This window comes from Kitasatospora sp. NPDC089797 (assembly GCF_040684795.1).
Taxonomy (GTDB): Bacteria; Actinomycetota; Actinomycetes; order Streptomycetales; family Streptomycetaceae; genus Kitasatospora.
In genome coordinates, this window is the sequence record NZ_JBFBGS010000046.1 from 1 (window position 1) to 17367 (window position 17367).

General features: G+C 72.9%; 13 protein-coding genes. 5 read left to right on the top strand and 8 right to left on the bottom strand.

Going from position 1 to position 17367, the window contains the following annotated elements; translation table 11 throughout:
* Positions 1-172: 172 nt before the first annotated feature.
* The gene (locus AB0O91_RS30515) at positions 173-1420 is read right to left on the bottom strand and encodes an MFS transporter (protein WP_363439818.1); all 1248 of its coding nucleotides are present in this window, start codon (positions 1418-1420) and stop codon (positions 173-175) included.
* A 140-nt stretch (positions 1421-1560) separates the two neighbouring features.
* Here AB0O91_RS30515 and AB0O91_RS30520 point away from each other — a divergent pair, with 140 nt between their 5' ends.
* Positions 1561-2496 carry a LysR family transcriptional regulator gene (locus AB0O91_RS30520; protein WP_363439820.1) on the top strand — a complete coding sequence of 312 codons (936 nt, stop codon included), beginning with the start codon at positions 1561-1563 and terminating at the stop codon, positions 2494-2496.
* Positions 2497-2524: 28 nt separating this feature from the next.
* On the opposite strand, the gene AB0O91_RS30525 is transcribed toward AB0O91_RS30520, so the two are convergent.
* Complete coding sequence (locus tag AB0O91_RS30525) at positions 2525-2818, bottom strand: hypothetical protein (protein WP_363439823.1); 294 nt, start codon at positions 2816-2818, stop codon at positions 2525-2527.
* Between the two features lie 159 nt (positions 2819-2977).
* Here AB0O91_RS30525 and holA point away from each other — a divergent pair, with 159 nt between their 5' ends.
* Entirely contained in the window at positions 2978-3976 is a 999-nt protein-coding gene (gene holA, locus AB0O91_RS30530) for a DNA polymerase III subunit delta (protein ID WP_363439826.1), read from the top strand.
* Positions 3977-4106: 130 nt separating this feature from the next.
* Here holA and AB0O91_RS30535 read toward each other — a convergent pair whose 3' ends face one another.
* Positions 4107-4907: a hypothetical protein gene (locus tag AB0O91_RS30535; protein WP_363439829.1), complete on the bottom strand. Its 801-nt coding sequence runs from the start codon at positions 4905-4907 to the stop codon at positions 4107-4109.
* Positions 4908-5173: 266 nt separating this feature from the next.
* A complete protein-coding gene (gene rpsT, locus AB0O91_RS30540; protein ID WP_329931122.1) occupies positions 5174-5443 on the bottom strand; it encodes a 30S ribosomal protein S20 in 270 nt (89 codons plus the stop codon).
* A 367-nt stretch (positions 5444-5810) separates the two neighbouring features.
* Here rpsT and lepA point away from each other — a divergent pair, with 367 nt between their 5' ends.
* Positions 5811-7679 (top strand): translation elongation factor 4, encoded by a 1869-nt coding sequence (lepA, locus tag AB0O91_RS30545; RefSeq protein ID WP_363439832.1) that lies wholly within the window; start codon positions 5811-5813, stop codon positions 7677-7679.
* 130 nt (positions 7680-7809) lie between these two features.
* Here lepA and AB0O91_RS30550 read toward each other — a convergent pair whose 3' ends face one another.
* The 4 genes from AB0O91_RS30550 to AB0O91_RS30565 all read right to left on the bottom strand — a co-directional run bounded on the left by AB0O91_RS30550 (position 7810) and on the right by AB0O91_RS30565 (position 13793).
* Complete coding sequence (locus AB0O91_RS30550) at positions 7810-8895, bottom strand: FAD-dependent oxidoreductase (RefSeq protein WP_363439835.1); 1086 nt, start codon at positions 8893-8895, stop codon at positions 7810-7812.
* 87 nt (positions 8896-8982) lie between these two features.
* A complete protein-coding gene (gene sigJ, locus AB0O91_RS30555; RefSeq protein ID WP_363439838.1) occupies positions 8983-9900 on the bottom strand; it encodes an RNA polymerase sigma factor SigJ in 918 nt (305 codons plus the stop codon).
* Between the two features lie 129 nt (positions 9901-10029).
* Positions 10030-11928, bottom strand: a complete 1899-nt coding sequence (locus tag AB0O91_RS30560; RefSeq protein ID WP_363440002.1) for an ABC transporter ATP-binding protein — start codon at positions 11926-11928, stop codon at positions 10030-10032.
* 131 nt (positions 11929-12059) lie between these two features.
* Entirely contained in the window at positions 12060-13793 is a 1734-nt protein-coding gene (locus AB0O91_RS30565) for an ABC transporter ATP-binding protein (RefSeq protein ID WP_363439840.1), read from the bottom strand.
* A 333-nt stretch (positions 13794-14126) separates the two neighbouring features.
* Between AB0O91_RS30565 and AB0O91_RS30570 the strand changes: the two genes are divergently transcribed.
* Both AB0O91_RS30570 and hemW read left to right on the top strand, forming a co-directional pair.
* Positions 14127-16049: a long-chain fatty acid--CoA ligase gene (locus tag AB0O91_RS30570; RefSeq protein ID WP_363439843.1), complete on the top strand. Its 1923-nt coding sequence runs from the start codon at positions 14127-14129 to the stop codon at positions 16047-16049.
* A gap of 56 nt (positions 16050-16105) precedes the next feature.
* Complete coding sequence (gene hemW / locus AB0O91_RS30575; RefSeq protein ID WP_363439846.1) at positions 16106-17335, top strand: radical SAM family heme chaperone HemW; 1230 nt, start codon at positions 16106-16108, stop codon at positions 17333-17335.
* Positions 17336-17367 lie beyond the last annotated feature (32 nt).

Consider the following 17367-nt stretch of genomic DNA (forward strand, 5'->3'; position numbering starts at 1 on the left):
GCCGCGGCCCGGGCGCCCGGGCCGCCGCTCGGCCTCGAGGCCACCCTCGACCAACCGGGAGGCGGTCAATGGGAGGCCGGTCGGGACGGCCCTCCCGACGCGGCGGGCCCCGGGGCGGCGCGCCGCAGGAGCGTGCGCATGGCGCCCTCCGGCCCGTTCGAGGCCGCCGCCCTCACGTGGCGGTGGCCTCCGGCTCCTGCGGGGCAGGTACGCGGCGCGGGAGCAGGAGCGGGGTGGCCAGGATGAGCAGCCCCGCGACCGTCAGCGCGGTGCGCGGGCCGGTGGCGTCGGCGAGCAGTCCGCCGAGCGCGGTGCAGACGGCGATGGACGCCTGTTGCCCGATGGACCAGGCCGACAGGGTGCGGGCGACCAGGTGCTTGGGCGTGCGTTCGAGCCGGTAGGTGGCGAGCACCGGGTTGTACAGGCTCATGTTGACGATGATCGCCAGTTCGACGGCCATCACCGTGACCAGCCCGACCACCCCAGGGCGGACGAAGGCCAGGCCGATCAGCCAGACGGCGCGCAGCGTGCCGACGGTCCGGAACACCCGGTCCCGGCCGTGGCGGGCCACGACCCGCCGGGCCAGCCGGGAGCCGATCAGCCCGCCGAGGCAGGGGGCGGCGAAGGCGAGGCCGTACTGCCAGGGCGGGAAGTGGAGTTGGCGCAGCAGGAGGACGGCCAGGACCGGTTCGGTGGCCATGATCAGTCCGCCGACGAGCAGGTTGTTGAGGTAGAGCGCCCGCAGGCCCGGGTCGCCGAGGATGTGCCGCCAGCCGTCGAGCAGCGCGCCGGCCCGTACCGGGTTCCCGTCGGTCGGCCGTTGCGGGGCCTCCTCCCGGCCGCGGATCGCCGTGATGCCGAGCGCGGAGAGCAGGTAGCTGAGCGCGTCGGCGACGACGGTGGTGACCGGACCGAACAGCGCGATGGCGGCGCCGCCGAGCGGTGGCCCGATCGCGATGGAGCTCCAGTTCGTGGATTCGAAGCGGGCGTTGGCCACCAGCAGGTCCTCCGGCCGGACGAGGGCCTTGAGGTGGGCGCCGCCGGCCGCGTTGAACGCGATCTTGGCGGCGGCGACCACGGCGGAGACCAGCAGCAGCTGGACGAAGCCGAGCAGTCCGAGGGCGTACCCGAGCGGGATGGTCGCCATCGCCGCGAACCGGGCCAGGTCCATCGCGATCATCACCGGGCGTTTGCGCCGGAACTCCACCCAGGGCGCGAGCGGCACCGCGATCAGCGCCCCCACCGCGGGGCCGACCGCGGACAGTGCGGACACTTCGGCGGGTCCGGCGTGCAGCACCAGGACGGCCAGTAGCGGCAGCGCCCCGAACCCCAGTCCGGAGCCGTACGCGCTCACCGCGTAGGCCGCCCACAGCCAGCCGAACCGCCGCCCCAGCCGGGGCCGGGCCACTCCGCTCACCATGCTCCGGCGCGCTCCTTCGGTGTCCCACCCGCACAATCCGACGTTGACCGGGGAGAGCTAACCGGGCGCCGTAGTGGCAGGTCAAACAACCGGTCGGCGCTCGTCGCACAACCGCTGGTTGTTCCCTAGGGTGGGTCGGCATGGACCTCGAAGCCGTACGCACCTTCGCCGCCGTCGCGGAAGCCGGCCAGTTCCAGAAGGCCGCCGCGGACCTGGCGATCACCCAGCAGGCCGTCTCCAAGCGCATCGCCGGGCTGGAGCGGGACCTCGGTGTCCGGCTGTTCACCCGCACCCCGCGCGGCGCCGAGCTGACCATCGACGGGCAGGCGTTCCTGCCGCACGCCGGTGAGCTGCTGCGGGCCGCCGAGCGCGCGGTGGACTCGGTGCGCACCGGGCGCCGGCCGCTGCGGGTGGACGTGATCGCCTCGCGGGTGGCGCCGTCGGGGCTGTTGCGCGAGTTCCACCGCACGAATCCCGGGATCGAGCTCGACGTGGTGATGCTGTTCGACGTCGAGGCGGCCGTGGGCGCGCTCCGCTCGGGCGCGATCGACGCGTCCTTCCGGGCCGTGGCCGCGCCCGGTCGGCCGCTGCCGGAGGGCATCGGCTCCGTCCGGGTGCTGGACGAGCCGTTGCAGCTCCTCGTCGGGCCGGGCCACGCGCTGGCGGAGGCCCGCTCGGTGACCATGGCCCAGCTCGCCGGGCACCGGATCTGGATGCCGGGGATCGCCCCCGGCACCGAGTGGGCCGCCTACTACGACGACCTGGTGGCCGGGTTCGGCCTCACCATCGAGGCGACCGGTCCCAACTTCGGCTCGGACGCGCTCCTGGACACCGTCGCCGACACCCCGGCCCTGGCCACCCTCATGAGCGAGCACACCCGGCTGGTCTGGCCGGCCGGTCACGGCCTGCGCCGCGTCCCGGTGACCGACCCGACGCCGGTCTACCCGCACTCGCTGCTGTGGCACCGCGACAATCCGCACCCGGCGCTGCCCGTCCTGCGCGCCCACCTGGCAGCCGCCCGGCCGGTCTTGGACGCGGCCGGCACCTGGCGGCCGGACTGGGTGCTGCCGAGCTGAGCGGGCGCCGCCGGCCGGCGGGTGGCGCTCAGGCCTCCTCGCGCCAGCCCTCGTAGGAGCCGGCGAGGGTGTCGAGGGCGTGCAGCAGGGCGGGGGTCCAGCCGGTGGACGGGGGGTCGAGGACGACCAGCCACTGGGCGTCCTCGGCGTCGTCCTCGCCGGCCAGCGCGTCGCGGACGATCTCCAGCTCGCCGAGGTCGGGGTGGGCGGCGGAGAGTTCCTCGGCGGCCTCGTCGGCGGTGTCGCGGTCGGGCAGGACGAGCAGCTGGCGGACGAACGGGTCGTCGACCTGCGGGAGGTCGGGGGTGCGGTTCTCGGTCACCGGGACATTCTCCAGGTCGGGCACGGTGGTCCGGCAATGCGGTCGGGTCCGCCCGGGGTACCGACCGTCCCGGCCGCCCGGGACCGTCGGTACCCCGGCCGCCCGGCCGTCCGGCCGTCCGGGCGGGAGTGTCCGCGGCGCGTGGGATGCTGGTAGGCGATGGCCAGGAAGAGTGCACCCGACGACCTGCTCGCCCCGCTGACCCTCGCGGTCGGCCAGGAGGAGCTGCTGCTGGACCGCGCGGTCGCCCAGGTGGTGGCCGCGGCGAAGGCGGCGGATCCGGACACCGACGTGCGGGACCTCCCGCCCGGTGGCCTGCAGCCCGGCAGCCTGGCCGAGCTGACCACGCCCTCGCTGTTCGCCGAGCGCAAGGTGATCGTGGTCCGGGCCGCGCAGGACCTCTCCGCCGACTCGGTGAAGGAGGTCAAGGCGTACATCGAGGCGCCCGCCGAGGAAGTGATCATGGTGCTGGTGCACGCCGGCGGGGCCAAGGGCAAGGGCCTGCTGGACGCCGGGCGCAAGGCGGGCGGGCGTGAGGTGGCCTGCGCCAAGCTCGCCAAGGCGAGCGAGCGACTGGCCTTCGTCAAGGGCGAGTTCCGCACGCTGGGCCGCTCCGCGACCCCGGAGGCCTGCCAGGCGCTGCTCGACGCGCTCGGCAGTGACCTGCGCGAACTGGCGGCCGCGTGCAGCCAGTTGACCTCGGACGTCGAGGGCACGATCGACGAGACGGTGGTGGCCCGTTACTACAGCGGCCGGGCCGAGGCGACCGGGTTCGAGGTGGCCGACCTGGCGGTCACCGGCCGGGCGGCGGAGGCGCTGGAGCGGCTGCGGTGGGCGCTGGCCGTGGGCCAGCCGCCGACCGGCATCACCTATGCGCTGGCCTCCGGCGTGCGCAGCATCGGGCGGCTGGCGACGGTCGGCCGGAACATGCGTCCGGCCGATCTGGCCCGCGAGTTGGGCATGCCGCCGTGGAAGGTGGACCGGGTCCGCCAGCAGATGCGCGGCTGGACGGGCGACGCGGTGGCCACCGCGCTGACCGCGGTCGCCCGGGCCGACGCCGAGGTCAAGGGCGGCTCGGCCGACCCGGCCTTCGCCCTGGAGCGCGCGGTGGTCGCCGTCGCCCAGGCGGCCCGGGCCGGCTCCCGGCCCTCGTACTGACCGCTCCGGCCCTCGTCCCGGCCGTTCCGGAGCCGCGCCGGCCGTTCCGGAGCTGCGGTGACCGCTCCGGAGCTGCGGTGACCGTTCCCGGCCCTCCGCGGTCACCCTCCGGAGCCGGGAGCGGCCCGGGCTACCTGCGCATCGCCCGTACCGCGTTGTCGGCGTCCGTCCGCAGGGCGGTGCGCAGGTCGTCCATGGACGGCGGGGTGTCCTTGCCCTGGCTGTAACCGGCGTTGTACGTGAGGTAGTAGGTCATCCCGCCGTCGCGGACGTCCAGCTCCGCGTACCGGCTGTGGTACGTGGGCGAGCCGTCGTCCTTGTAGAGGAAGTACGCCTCCTCGCCGATCCCTGGGACGTCGGTGACCTGGTAGCCCCGGCCCCGGTAGAGCTCCCGGTTGGCCCGGAGCTCGGGCGCCGGGTTGACCGCCTTGTGCAGGTCGGCGCGGATGTACACGGAGGCGTACTCGCCGGAGGTGCCGCCGCCGGCCCGCTTGAGCGACATCGAGCAGTTCATGCTGTCCAGCGCCGGGTTCCGGTCGGTGTGGTGGGACGGCGAGTTGCCGTCCGTGGTGACGGTGTACGTCTCCAGCAGCCGGGACGGCTTCGCGGTGGCGCAGAAGTCGTCCGAGAGGTGGTAGCCGCCGAGGCTGCGCGGTGACGAGTCGGTGCTGACCAGGTCCGGGACGACCAGGACGGCGGCGGCCCAGCCGGCCGAGGCGAGCAGGGCGCCGGCGAAGGCCCAGACGGCGTTGCGCCGCAGGTTCCCTCCCGGGCGGTCGGCGGCGGCCGCCGTCCGGGCCGGCGCCCCGGGCGGGGGACCGTAGCCGCCCGCCCCCGGCGGCGCCGCCCCGGGTGTCCGCTGCGGGAACCCGTATCCCGGCCCGGGTGCCGGGGACCGGCCCGGTGGTGGCGGCGGCGGTGGCGTCGACATGGAGGTTCCCCCTCGGAACGGACGCCGGGGCGCTCCCCGCACCCCGGTCACGCCGGACCGACGATAGCGGCCGGGCCGCACAACGCGACAGGCGCCGCAGTCGGCCTCGGGGAAGAGGCCGGCTGCGGCGCCTGTCGTACAGCTGGTGTGCACCGCACCCGCGTGGCGAACGCAGGCCGCGTGCGGTGCGAATATCGCACGCCTCGGGGTTCCGGGTAGAGGGCCGGCTCGCTCCGAGGCGGTGGGGGCTGGCGCCCCCGGAGGCGTCAGGCCTGGGCGGCGGTGTTGACGCGCTTGGTGATGGCCGACTTCTTGTTGGCGGCCTGGTTGGCGTGGATGACGCCCTTGCTCACGGCCTTGTCGAGCGCCTTGGAGGCGGCACGGGCCAGCACGACGGCCTTCTCGGTCTCGCCGGCGGCAGCGGCCTCACGGGCCTTGCGCAGGGCGGTCTTCAGCGAGGACTTGACGGCCTTGTTGCGCAGGCGCGCCTTCTCGTTGGTCTTGTTGCGCTTGATCTGGGACTTGATGTTCGCCACGAAGGAGCCTCAGTCTTGTCTAAAGGTTCACGGGTGTTCCCCGGCCGAAGGCTGGGGAGGGTTGCACTCGGAGGCCGTCGGACCAGCTGAGAGGGCATGCCGAGGCCAGGTGCAGCAGCCCACGCTACCAGGGGCCCGCCGTCGGCCCCAAACCGGCCGCCGTCCCGGGCGGCCGTTCCCGGGCCGTCCCGTGGCCCCGGGAGCGGCCCGCGGAAGGCTCCGAGGTGCCCGAACGGCATCCCGAGCCGCGGTCGTGGGAGGATGGGAGGAACTATTTCGATCGGACGAGACCGTCCGGTCCCCGGGATAGCCGGTCAGCGATGATCCGGACCGCCCCGGCCCCGGACCAACGGAGAATCGGACCAAGGTGCCCGCGACCCCCAGCAATGTGCCAGAGCCCAGCCGTACCGACCCGGCGCTGATCCGCAACTTCTGCATCATCGCCCACATCGACCACGGCAAGTCGACGCTCGCAGACCGGATGCTGCAGATCACCGGCGTGGTCGATCCCCGGCAGATGCGCGCCCAGTACCTCGACCGGATGGACATCGAGCGCGAGCGCGGCATCACCATCAAGTCGCAGGCGGTCCGCCTCCCGTGGGCCCCGAAGACCGGGCCGGACGCCGGGACGACGCACATCCTCAACATGATCGACACCCCGGGCCACGTGGACTTCACGTACGAGGTGTCCCGCTCCCTCGCGGCCTGCGAGGGCACCATCCTGGTGGTCGACGCGGCCCAGGGCATCGAGGCGCAGACCCTCGCCAACCTGTACCTGGCGCTGGAGAACGACCTCACGATCGTCCCGGTCCTCAACAAGATCGACCTGCCGGCCGCCCAGCCGGAGAAGTACGCCGCGGAGATCGCCCACATCATCGGCTGCGACCCGAGCGACGTGCTGCAGGTCAGCGCCAAGACCGGCCTCGGCGTCGAGGACCTGCTGGACCACATCGTCAACACCATCCCGGCCCCGGTCGGCGTCAAGGACGCCCCGGCCCGCGCGATGATCTTCGACTCGGTGTACGACTCCTACCGCGGCGTGGTCACCTACGTCCGTGTGGTGGACGGCCAGCTCACCAAGCGCGAGCGGATCCAGATGATGTCCACCGGCGCGACCCACGAGCTGCTGGAGATCGGCGTCATCTCGCCCGAGCCGAAGGTCGCCGACGGCCTCGGCGTCGGCGAGGTGGGCTACATCATCACCGGTGTGAAGGACGTCCGGCAGTCCAAGGTCGGTGACACCATCACCTCGATGCACAAGGGCGCCACCGAGCCGCTGGGCGGCTACAAGGACCCGCGCCCGATGGTGTTCTCCGGTCTGTACCCGCTGGACGGCTCGGACTACCCGCTGCTGCGCGACGCGCTGGACAAGCTGCGCCTCAACGACGCCGCCCTGGTGTACGAGCCGGAGACCTCGGTCGCGCTCGGCTTCGGCTACCGCTGCGGCTTCCTGGGCCTGCTGCACCTGGAGATCATCCGGGAGCGCCTGGAGCGCGAGTTCAACCTCGACCTGATCTCCACCGCCCCGAACGTGGTCTACCGGGTGGTCATGGAGGACGGCACCGAGCACACCGTCACCAACCCGAGCGAGTTCCCGTCCGGCAAGATCTCCGAGGTCTACGAGCCGGTGGTGCGCGGCACCGTCCTCGCGCCCAACGAGTTCGTCGGCGCGATCATGGAGCTCTGCCAGTCCCGCCGCGGCAGCCTCCAGGGCATGGACTACCTGTCCGAGGACCGGGTCGAGCTGCGCTACACGCTGCCGCTCGCCGAGATCGTCTTCGACTTCTTCGACCAGCTGAAGTCCAAGACCCGCGGCTACGCCTCGCTCGACTACGAGCCCATCGGCGAGCAGACCGCCCAGCTGGTGAAGGTCGACATCCTGCTGCACGGCGACCCGGTGGACGCCTTCTCCGCGATCGTGCACAAGGACAAGGCCTACAGCTACGGCGTGATGATGGCCGGCAAGCTCCAGAAGCTGATCCCGCGCCAGCAGTTCGAGGTGCCGATCCAGGCCGCCATCGGCTCCCGGGTGATCGCCCGTGAGACGGTCCGCGCGATCCGCAAGGACGTCCTCGCCAAGTGCTACGGCGGTGACATCTCCCGCAAGCGGAAGCTGCTGGAGAAGCAGAAGGAAGGCAAGAAGCGGATGAAGATGGTCGGCAGCGTGGAGGTCCCGCAGGAGGCCTTCTTCGCGGCGGTGACCCCCGCCGCGCTGGGGCCTAAGCACAATATGTAGCCGCGCGCGGCGCGACGGGATGGGCCCGGGCGTTGGCCGGCCCCCTTCCGCGTTCCGCAGCACCCGAGCGCCGAAGCACCGAAGAGCCGAAGAGCCGGGGAACCGAGGAGCCGAGGGCGGCCCCCGGCGGTTACTTCAGCGCGGCGAGGACGCCGGCGACGATCCCGGCCTTGGCCAGCCGTGCCGCCGTGCCGGTGACCACGGTGGGCCTCATCGAGTCGTCCGGGCCCACGAGTTGGAGCAGCCCGTCCCGCCGCCCGAGGCTGAGGCACTGCACCGTGTACCGGAACGAGAACGGCGCCCCGGTGCGTCCGTCCAGCAGCCGGCCGAGGTACCGGCCCTGCGGCAGCGCGGTGGCGCAGCCCATCCGCAGGGTGCCGACGCCGGGGACGGTGACGGCGGCGGCGTCGCCGACCACGTGGACGTCCGGGTGCGAGAGCGAGCGCAGGCGGTCGTCGACCAGGGCCCGGCCGCGGGCGTCGACGGCCAGTCCGGCCTCGGCGGCCAGCGGGTGCGGTTCCATCGAGGCGGCCCACACGGTGAGGTCGGCGTCGAGCGGTCCGGCGGCGGTGCGCAGCCCGTCGGCGGTGACCTCGGTGACGGCGGCCTGCTCGTGGACGGTGACGCCGAGCCGGTCCATGACCCGTAGGACGTGGGCCCGGCCGCGCGGGGAGAGCCAGCCGCCGACCTGTCCGGCGGCGACGATCCGGACCTTCCACCGGGGGTGGGCCTCGGCGAGTTCGGTGGCCAGTTCGATGCCGGTGGCGCCGCCGCCGACGACGGCCAGGGTGCCGGGGCGGTCGGCTCCGGCGATCAGCCGCCGCACCTCGGCGGCCCGCTCCACCGGGTGGGCGTGCTCGGCGGCGCCGGGGACGCCGTGCCAGGCGGTGCGGCTGCCGAGGGCGTGGACCAGGGTGTCGTAGCCGAGGGCGGTGCCGTCGTCCAGCAGGACCTTGTGCCCGGCCGGGTCGAGTTCGACGGCGCGGGCGCGGTGGTGTTCGATCCGGCGGCCGCGGACGAGGTCGCCGAGGGCGGGCCAGTCGCGGCCGCGGCCGGCCGCCGCCTCGTGCTGGCGGACGCGGTGCAGGAGCCGCTCCTCGGGGGCGACCAGGGTGACGTCGCGGTGCCGTGCGGCGCCCTTGGCCGCGCTGAGTCCGGCGTATCCGGCGCCCAGGACGACGATCCGCCGGCCGGTGCTGGTGGTGCTGCTGCTCATCTCGTCCGCCTCCCTGCGGGGCGCTCCGGTGGAGCGCTGTTCGGGAGGGGGACGACGTGGCCGGCCGGGGTGTGACGGTGTCCTGCGTCACAGTTCCACGGGTGTGATCCGGGTGAGCTTCTCGGGGTTGGCGACGACGTAGGCCTCGGTGATCCGCCCGTCGGCCAGGGCGAAGGCGACCACGCCGGTGACGGTGCCGGTGGCCTTCTCGTACCAGACCAGGCCGGGTTCGCCGTTGACCGTCGCGGTGCCGAGCCCGTACGCGGGGGTGAACCACTTGCCGACCAGGCCGGCCACCAGCCGGGCGACCTTCTCGGCGCCGCGCACCGGGCGGGCGGAGGCGCGGACGATGCCGCCGCCGTCGGCGTGCCAGACCACGTCGGGGTCGAGGACCTCCATCAGGCCCAGGATGTCGCCCCGGGTGCTGGCGGAGGCGAAGGCGGCGACGGCCCGGCGGTGCTCGGCCGGGTCGGCGCCGCCGGTGTGCCGGCCGCCGTCCTTGATCCGGCGGCGGGCCCGGGAGGCGAGCTGGCGGGTGGCGTCGGGGGTGCGGTCCAGGGCGGTGGCGATGGACTCGAAGCCGACCGCGAAGACGTCGTGCAGCACCAGGGCGGCCCGTTCGGCGGGGGTGAGCTGCTCCAGCACGGCGAGCAGGGCGAGCGAGACGGACTCGCCGCGTTCGGCCAGGTCGGCGGGGGAGTCGGGGCCGTCCGCGTAGGAGACGGAGGGCTCGGGCAGCCATTCGCCGTAGTAGGCCTCGCGGCGGGCCCGGGCGGAGCCCAGCTGGTCGTAGCAGAGCCGGGTGACCACGGTGGTCAGGAAGGCCCGGGGGTCGTCGACGGTGTCGCGGTCGGCGGACCGCCAGCGCAGCCAGGCGTCCTGGAGGACGTCCTCGGCGTCGGTGAAGGAGCCGAGCAGCCGGTAGGCGACCGAGCCGAGGTAGCGGCGGTTCGCCTCGAAGGCGTCCGGGGCCTGGTCGGGGGCGGCGGCGGGCTCGGCGGTCACGGGAGTCACCGTAGCGAAGGGTGCCGGGGATGCGAAGAGCCGGGACGGGTGGGTCCCGTCCCGGCTCCTCGGATGCCGGCTCCCGCGGCGGCTCCCACCGCGACACTCGCAGCGGGAGCCCGCGACGGCTCAGTCCACCTCGGCCACGGCCTCCGCGAACTGCGCCTGGTAGAGCCGGGCGTAGGCGCCGTCGGCGGCGATCAGGTCGTCGTGCGAGCCCTGTTCCACGATGGAGCCGTTCTCCATCACCAGGATGACGTCGGCGTCGCGGATGGTGGAGAGGCGGTGGGCGATGACGAAGCTGGTGCGGCCGGTGCGCAGCCGGGCCATGGCCCGCTGGATGAGCACCTCGGTGCGGGTGTCGACCGAGCTGGTGGCCTCGTCCAGGACCAGGATGGACGGCTGGGCGAGGAAGGCCCGGGCGATGGTGATCAGCTGCTTCTCGCCGGCGCTGACGCCGGTGCCCTCGTCGTCGATGACGGTGTCGTAGCCGTCCGGGAGGGTGCGCACGAAGCGGTCGACGTGGGCGGCCCTGGCGGCCTCGATCACCTGCTCGCGGGTGGCCGATCCGGCGCCGTAGGCGATGTTGTCGGCGATGGTGCCGCCGAACAGCCAGGTGTCCTGGAGGACCATGCCGATGCCGGAGCGCAGGTCCTCGCGGGACATCGCGGCGATGTCGATGCCGTCGAGGGTGATCCGGCCGGAGCTGACCTCGTAGAACCGCATCAGCAGGTTGACCAGGGTGGTCTTGCCGGCGCCGGTGGGGCCGACGATGGCGACGGTCTGGCCGGGTTCGACCTTGAGCGAGAGGTCGTCGATGAGCGGCTTCTCGGGGTCGTAGCGGAAGGCCACGTCCTGGAAGGCGACCCGGCCCCGGACGGTGTCCGGCTTCTCGGGCATGGCTGGTTCGGGGCTCTGCTCGGGGGCGTCGAGCAGTTCGAAGACGCGCTCGGCGGAGGCGACCCCGGACTGCACCAGGTTGGCCATGCTGGCGACCTGGGTGAGCGGCTGGCTGAACTGCCGGGAGTACTGGATGAAGGCCTGGACGTCGCCGATGGACAGCGCGCCGCTGGCCACCCGCAGGCCGCCGACGACCGCGACCAGCACGTACTGCAGGTTGCCGATCAGCATCATCGCGGGCTGGATGATCCCGGAGATGAACTGGGCGCGGAAGCTGGCGTGGAACAGCGCCTCGTTGTGCTCGCGGAAGGTCGCGGCGGACTCGCGCTGCCGGCCGAACGCCTTGACCAGGGTGTGGCCGGTGTACATCTCCTCGATGTGGGCGTTGAGTTGGCCGGTGGACTTCCACTGCTGGACGAACTGCGGCTGGGCCCTCTTGCCGACCCGGGCGGCGACGACGACCGACAGCGGCACCGAGACCAGGGCGATCGCGGCGAGCAGCGGGGAGATCCAGAACATGAACCCGAGCACACCGACCACGGTGAGCAGCGAGTTGACGATCTGTCCCATGGTCTGCTGCATCGACTGGCCGATGTTGTCGATGTCGTTGGTGACCCGGCTGAGCACCTCGCCGCGCGGCTGCTTGTCGAAGTAACTGAGCGGCAGTCGGGCGAGTTTGGCCTCGACGTCCTGGCGCAGCCGGTAGCCGGCGGACTGGATGGCCTTGGTGGCCAGGCGGCCCTGGACGATGCCGAAGAGGGCGGAGGCGAGGTAGATGCCGAGCACCCAGAGCAGGACGGCGCCGATGGCGCCGAAGTCCATGCCCTGGCCGGGGGTGAAGTCGACCGCGGAGAGCAGGTCGGCGATGCCGCCGTCGCCGTGGGCGCGCAGTCCGGCGATCACCTCGGCCTTGGAGGTGCCGGGTTGGAAGCGGGCGCCGATGACGCCGGCGAAGATCAGGTCGGTGGCGTCGCCGAGGATCTTGGGGCCGGTGACGGCGCAGCCGATGCCGAGCACGCCGAGCACCAGGACGCCGAGCAGCAGTTTGCGTTCGGGGCGCAGCAGGCCGAGCACGCGCTTGCCGGAGCCCTTGAAGTCCATGGACTTCTCGGTGCCCTGGCCGCCCATGAAGCGGCCCGGTCCGGCCGGGCCGCGGCGGGCGGCGGCGGCCTGGGAGTCGCTGGGGAGCTTGTCCTCGGGTTGGTCGGCGGGCCGTCCGGCGGTGGCGGCGGTCTTGCCGGCGGGCTTTCCTGGGGTGGTCACGCCGCCTCCTGCTCGGTGAGCTGGGAGAGCACGATCTCCCGGTACGTCGGGTTGTCGGCCATCAGTTCGCGGTGGGTGCCGGAGCCGACGACGGCGCCCTCGTCGAGGACGATGATCCGGTCGGCGTCGCGGATGGTGGACACCCGCTGGGCGACGATCAGCACGGTGGCGTCGGCGGTCTCGCGGGCGAGGGCCTTGCGCAGTCTGGCGTCGGTGGCGTAGTCGAGCGCCGAGAAGGAGTCGTCGAAGAGGTAGACGTCGGGGCGCCGGACCAGGGCCCGGGCGATGGCCAGGCGCTGGCGCTGGCCGCCGGAGACGTTGCTGCCGCCCTGGGCGATGGGGGCGTCCAGGCCTTCGGCCAGCTTCTCGACGAACTCCTTGGCCTGGGCGATCTCCAGGGCGTGCCAGAGTTCCTCGTCGGTGGCGTCGGGCCGGCCGTAGCGGAGGTTGCTGGCGACGGTGCCGGTGAACAGGTACGGCTTCTGCGGGACGATGCCGACGCTGTCGGCGATCGTGTCGCCGGAGAGTTCGCGCACGTCGACGCCGTCGAGCAGGACCTGTCCGGAGGTGGCGTCGAAGAGCCGGGGGACGAGGCCGAGCAGGGTGGACTTGCCGCTGCCGGTGGAGCCGATGATGGCGGTGGTCTCGCCGGGGCGGGCGGTGAGGTCGATGCCGCGCAGCACCGAGGCCTCGGCGCCGGGGTAGCGGAAGTCGACGTCGCGCAGTTCGAGGTGGCCGCGGCGCAGCAGTTCGGTGACCGGGGCGCTGGGCGGGACGACGCTGGAGGAGGTGCCGAGGACCTCTTGGACGCGTTCGGCGCAGACCTCGGCGCGCGGCACCATCATGAACATGAAGGTGGCCATCATGACGCTCATCAGGATCTGCATCAGGTAGGAGAGGAAGGCGGTGAGCGCGCCGATCTGCATGGCGCCGCTGTCGATCCGGTGGGCGCCGAACCAGAGCACGGCGACGCTGGAGACGTTCACGACCAGCATCACGGCCGGGAACATGACGGACATCAGCCGGCCGACCTGCCGGGCGACCTGGGTGAGGTCCTCGTTGGCCTCGCCGAACCGGTTCTGCTCGTGGTCGTCCTTGACGAAGGCGCGGATGACCCGGATGCCGGTGATCTGCTCGCGCAGCACCCGGTTGACGGTGTCGATCCGCACCTGCATGCTGCGGAACTTCGGGCGCAGCGCCCGGACCAGCAGGGTGACGACGACGCCGAGGGCGGGGATGACGGCGAGCAGCAGCCCGGACAGCGGGACGTCCTGGTTGAGCGCCATGATGATGCCGCCGACGCACATGATGGGTGCGGCGACCATCAGGGTGAAGCTCATCAGGGCCAGCATCTGGACCTGCTGGACGTCGTTGGTGGTGCGGGTGATCAGCGAGGGGGCGCCGAACTGGCCGACCTCGCGGGAGGAGAAGCTCTGCACCCGGTCGAAGACGGCGGCCCGGACGTCGCGACCGAAGGCCATGGCGGTGCGGGCGCCGTAGTAGACGGCGCCGATCGAGCACAGCGCCTGGACGAGGGTGACGCCGATCATCACGGCGCCGACGCGCAGGATGTAGCCGGTGTCGCCCTTGACCACGCCCTGGTCGATGATGTCGGCGTTGAGCGTGGGCAGGTAGAGCGCCGCGAGGGTGGACACCAGCTGGAGGGCCACCAGCAGGGTGATCGGTCGGGAGTAGGGGCGCAGGTACGCCCGGAGCAGTCTGATCAGCACTAGCACACTCTTGTCGTCGCCGGTCGGGTTCGCACCCCAATTCTCGTGGTTCCACGGCGTCGTACGGGCCAATCGGGGGCTGTCCGCTGGAGGTTTGCCGGGCCTTTGCCATTGCGGGGCAGGTCACCGGGCCGACGGGCCGGTCACCGGTGGTGCGGGGGCGTGTCAGCTCGATCCTCCCCCTTACGGAATGACCGATTTCCCCCTAGGCTGCTGACTGCGCCCTTGTTACTGACCGGTATCGCCCACCGCCCGCGTGGACCGGCGCCCGGTGCCCGCCCCCACGGACGCCGCGACAATCCCTCAGACGGCCACCCGCCTCCGGAGGTCTCGTTGAGTTCCGCGCAGTCCCTGATCGACTCCGGCAGTGCCGACATCGTCGCCGGGCGTCCGGCCTCCGTCGCCCACCTGTTCCTGGAGCGCGTCGCCGCCACCCCGAACGTCGAGGCCTACCGCTACCCCGTCTCGGTCGACGAGCACGCCGCGGACGGCGCACCGGGCGCCGAGCAGTGGCGCTCGCTGACCTGGGCGCAGACCGCGGTCCGGGTCAGAGCGGTGGCCGCCGGCCTGATGGCGCTGGGCATCCGGCCGGAGGACCGGGTCGCGCTGGCCTCCTCCACCCGGGTCGAGTGGGTCCTCACCGACCTCGGCGCGATGTGCGCGGGTGCCGCGATCACCACGGTCTACCCGAGCACCAACGCGGACGAGACCGCCTTCATCCTCGCCAACTCCGGCTCCCGGGCCCTGTTCGCGGAGAACGCGGCCCAGCTGGCCAAGGCCGTCGAGCACATCGACGAGCTGCCCGAGCTGCGCACCGTGATCCTCTTCGACGCGCCCGCCGAGGCTCCCGAGGCGGCCGGGCTGGACCTGATCACCCTGGCCGAGCTGGAGCGGCGCGGCACCGAGTACCTGGAGCAGCACCCGGACGCGGTCGAGAAGGCCGTGGCCGCGCTCGACCGGGAGCAGCTGGCCACCCTCATCTACACCTCCGGCACCACCGGCCGCCCTAAGGGCGTGCGCCTGGTGCACGACTGCTGGGCCTACGAGGGCAGGGCCCAGGAGTCCAGCGGCCTGCTCGGCCCCGACGACGTCCAGTTCATGTGGCTGCCGCTGTCGCACGTCTTCGGCAAGACCCTGATCTCCGGCCAGATCGCCACCGGCCACGTGATGGCGCTGGACGGTCGGGTCGACCGGATCATCCACAACCTGCCGGCCATCCGGCCCACCGTGATGGCCTCCGCGCCGCGCATCTTCGAGAAGGTCTACAACGGCATCGCGGGCCGGGCCCGGGCCGAGGGCGGCGCCAAGTACAAGATCTTCCTGTGGGCCGCCAAGGTCGCCCGCGAGCACGCCCGGGTGGTCCAGGAGAGCCGGATCGCCACCGGCGTCGAGAGCGCCCCGCTGGGCCTGCGGCTGCAGCACGCGGTCGCCGACAAGCTGGTGTACGCGAAGATCCGGGCGGCCTTCGGCGGCCGGCTGCGCGGCGCGGTCTCCGGCAGCGCCGCGCTCGCCCCGGAGATCGGCTACTTCTTCCTCGGCGCCGGGGTGCCGATCCTGGAGGGCTACGGGCTGAGCGAGACCAGCGCCGGCTCCTGCGTCAACCGCAAGGAGGACGTGCGGATCGGCACGGTCGGCCGCCCGCTGCCGGGCACCGAGGTGCGGATCGCCGAGGACGGCGAGATCCTGCTGCGCGGCCCCGGCGTGATGCGCGGCTACCACGACCTGCCGGAGAAGACCGCCGAGGTGCTGGAGCCGGACGGCTGGTTCCACACCGAGGACATCGGCGAGCTCAGCGCCGACGGCTTCCTGCGGATCACCGACCGCAAGAAGGACCTCTTCAAGACCTCCGGCGGCAAGTACGTGGCGCCCAGCGAGGTCGAGGGCAAGTTCAAGGCGGTCTGCCCGTTCGTCAGCAACATCCTGGTGATCGGCAACGGGCGCAACTACTGCACCGCGCTGATCGGCCTGGACGAGGCGGTGCTGATGCCGTGGGCCGCCGAGCGCGGCCTGGCCGGCCGCAGCTACGCCGAACTGGCCGTCGACCCGGCCGTGCAGCAGCTGATCGAGGGCTTCGTCAAGCGGGTCAACGCCGACCTCCAGCGCTGGCAGACGATCAAGAAGTTCCACCTGCTGCCGCGCGACCTGGACATCGAGCACGGCGAGCTCACCCCGAGCCTGAAGATCAAGCGCCCGGTCGTCGAGCGGACCTACGCGGACGCGGTGGCCGCGATGTACGCGGGCGCCAACGAGGCCTGAGCCCGGTTCCCGTACGGTCCGCGCGGGCTTCGCGGGCCGTACGGGACAATGGGGTCATGCCCTCCGCACTCCCCGACGGCGAACCGGTGCCGTCCGACGGTTCCCTGCCCGCGCACGCCCTCACCGGGCTGGGCCGGCGGCCGTTCGGTTTCTACCTGCACGTGCCGTACTGCGCCAGCCGCTGCGGCTACTGCGACTTCAACACCTACACCGCCACCGAGCTGCGCTCCTCCGGGGCGGTCGCCTCGCAGGAGACCTACGCGGACAACGTGGTCGCCGAGATCCGGCACGCCCGCAGGGTGCTCGGGGACGTCGACCTGCCGGTGGAGACGGTCTTCCTCGGCGGCGGCACCCCGACCCTGCTGCCCGCCCGCGACCTGGTGAAGATGCTCGCCGCGCTGCGGGAGGAGTTCGGGCTCGCCCCGGGCGCCGAGGTCACCACCGAGGCCAACCCGGAGTCCGTCGACCCGGCCTACCTGGCCGAACTGCGCGAGGGCGGCTACAACCGGATCTCCTTCGGCATGCAGAGCGCCCGCCCGCACGTGCTGCGGCTGCTCGACCGCCACCACACCCCCGGCCGCCCGGAGGCCTGCGTGGCCGAGGCCCGGGAGGCCGGCTTCGGGCACGTCAACCTGGACCTGATCTACGGCACCCCCGGCGAGTCCGACGACGACTGGCGGGCCTCCCTGGACGCCGCGATCGGCGCCGGGCCCGACCACGTCTCCGCGTACTCGCTGATCGTCGAGGACGGCACCAAGCTGGCCGCCCGGGTCAAGCGCGGCGAACTCCCGATGATCGACGACGACGTGCACGCCGACCGCTACCTCATCGCCGAGCAGGCGCTCGGCGCGGCCGGCTACTCCTGGTACGAGGTCTCCAACTGGGCCACCACCCCCGAGGGCCGCTGCCGCCACAACGAGCTCTACTGGACCGGCGCGGACTGGTGGGGTGCCGGCCCCGGCGCCCACAGCCACGTCGGCGGCGTCCGCTGGTGGAACGCCAAGCACCCGGCCGCCTACGCCCGGGCCCTCGCCGAGGGGCGCACCCCGGCCCTGGGCCGCGAGGTGCTGAGCGAGGAGGACCGACGGGTCGAGCGCATCCTGCTCGAACTGCGCCTGGAGCGCGGCATCCCGCTGGACCTGCTGACCGCCACCGGCCGCCGTGCCGCCGCCAAGGCCCTCGCCGACGGCCTCCTCGCCGAGGAGCCGTACGGGCAGGGCCGCGCCGCCCTCACCCTCCAGGGCCGCCTCCTGGCGGACGGCGTCGTCCGTGACCTGGTGGACTGATAGTCGTTAACGTGGTGTCAGCCGTCGGAGGG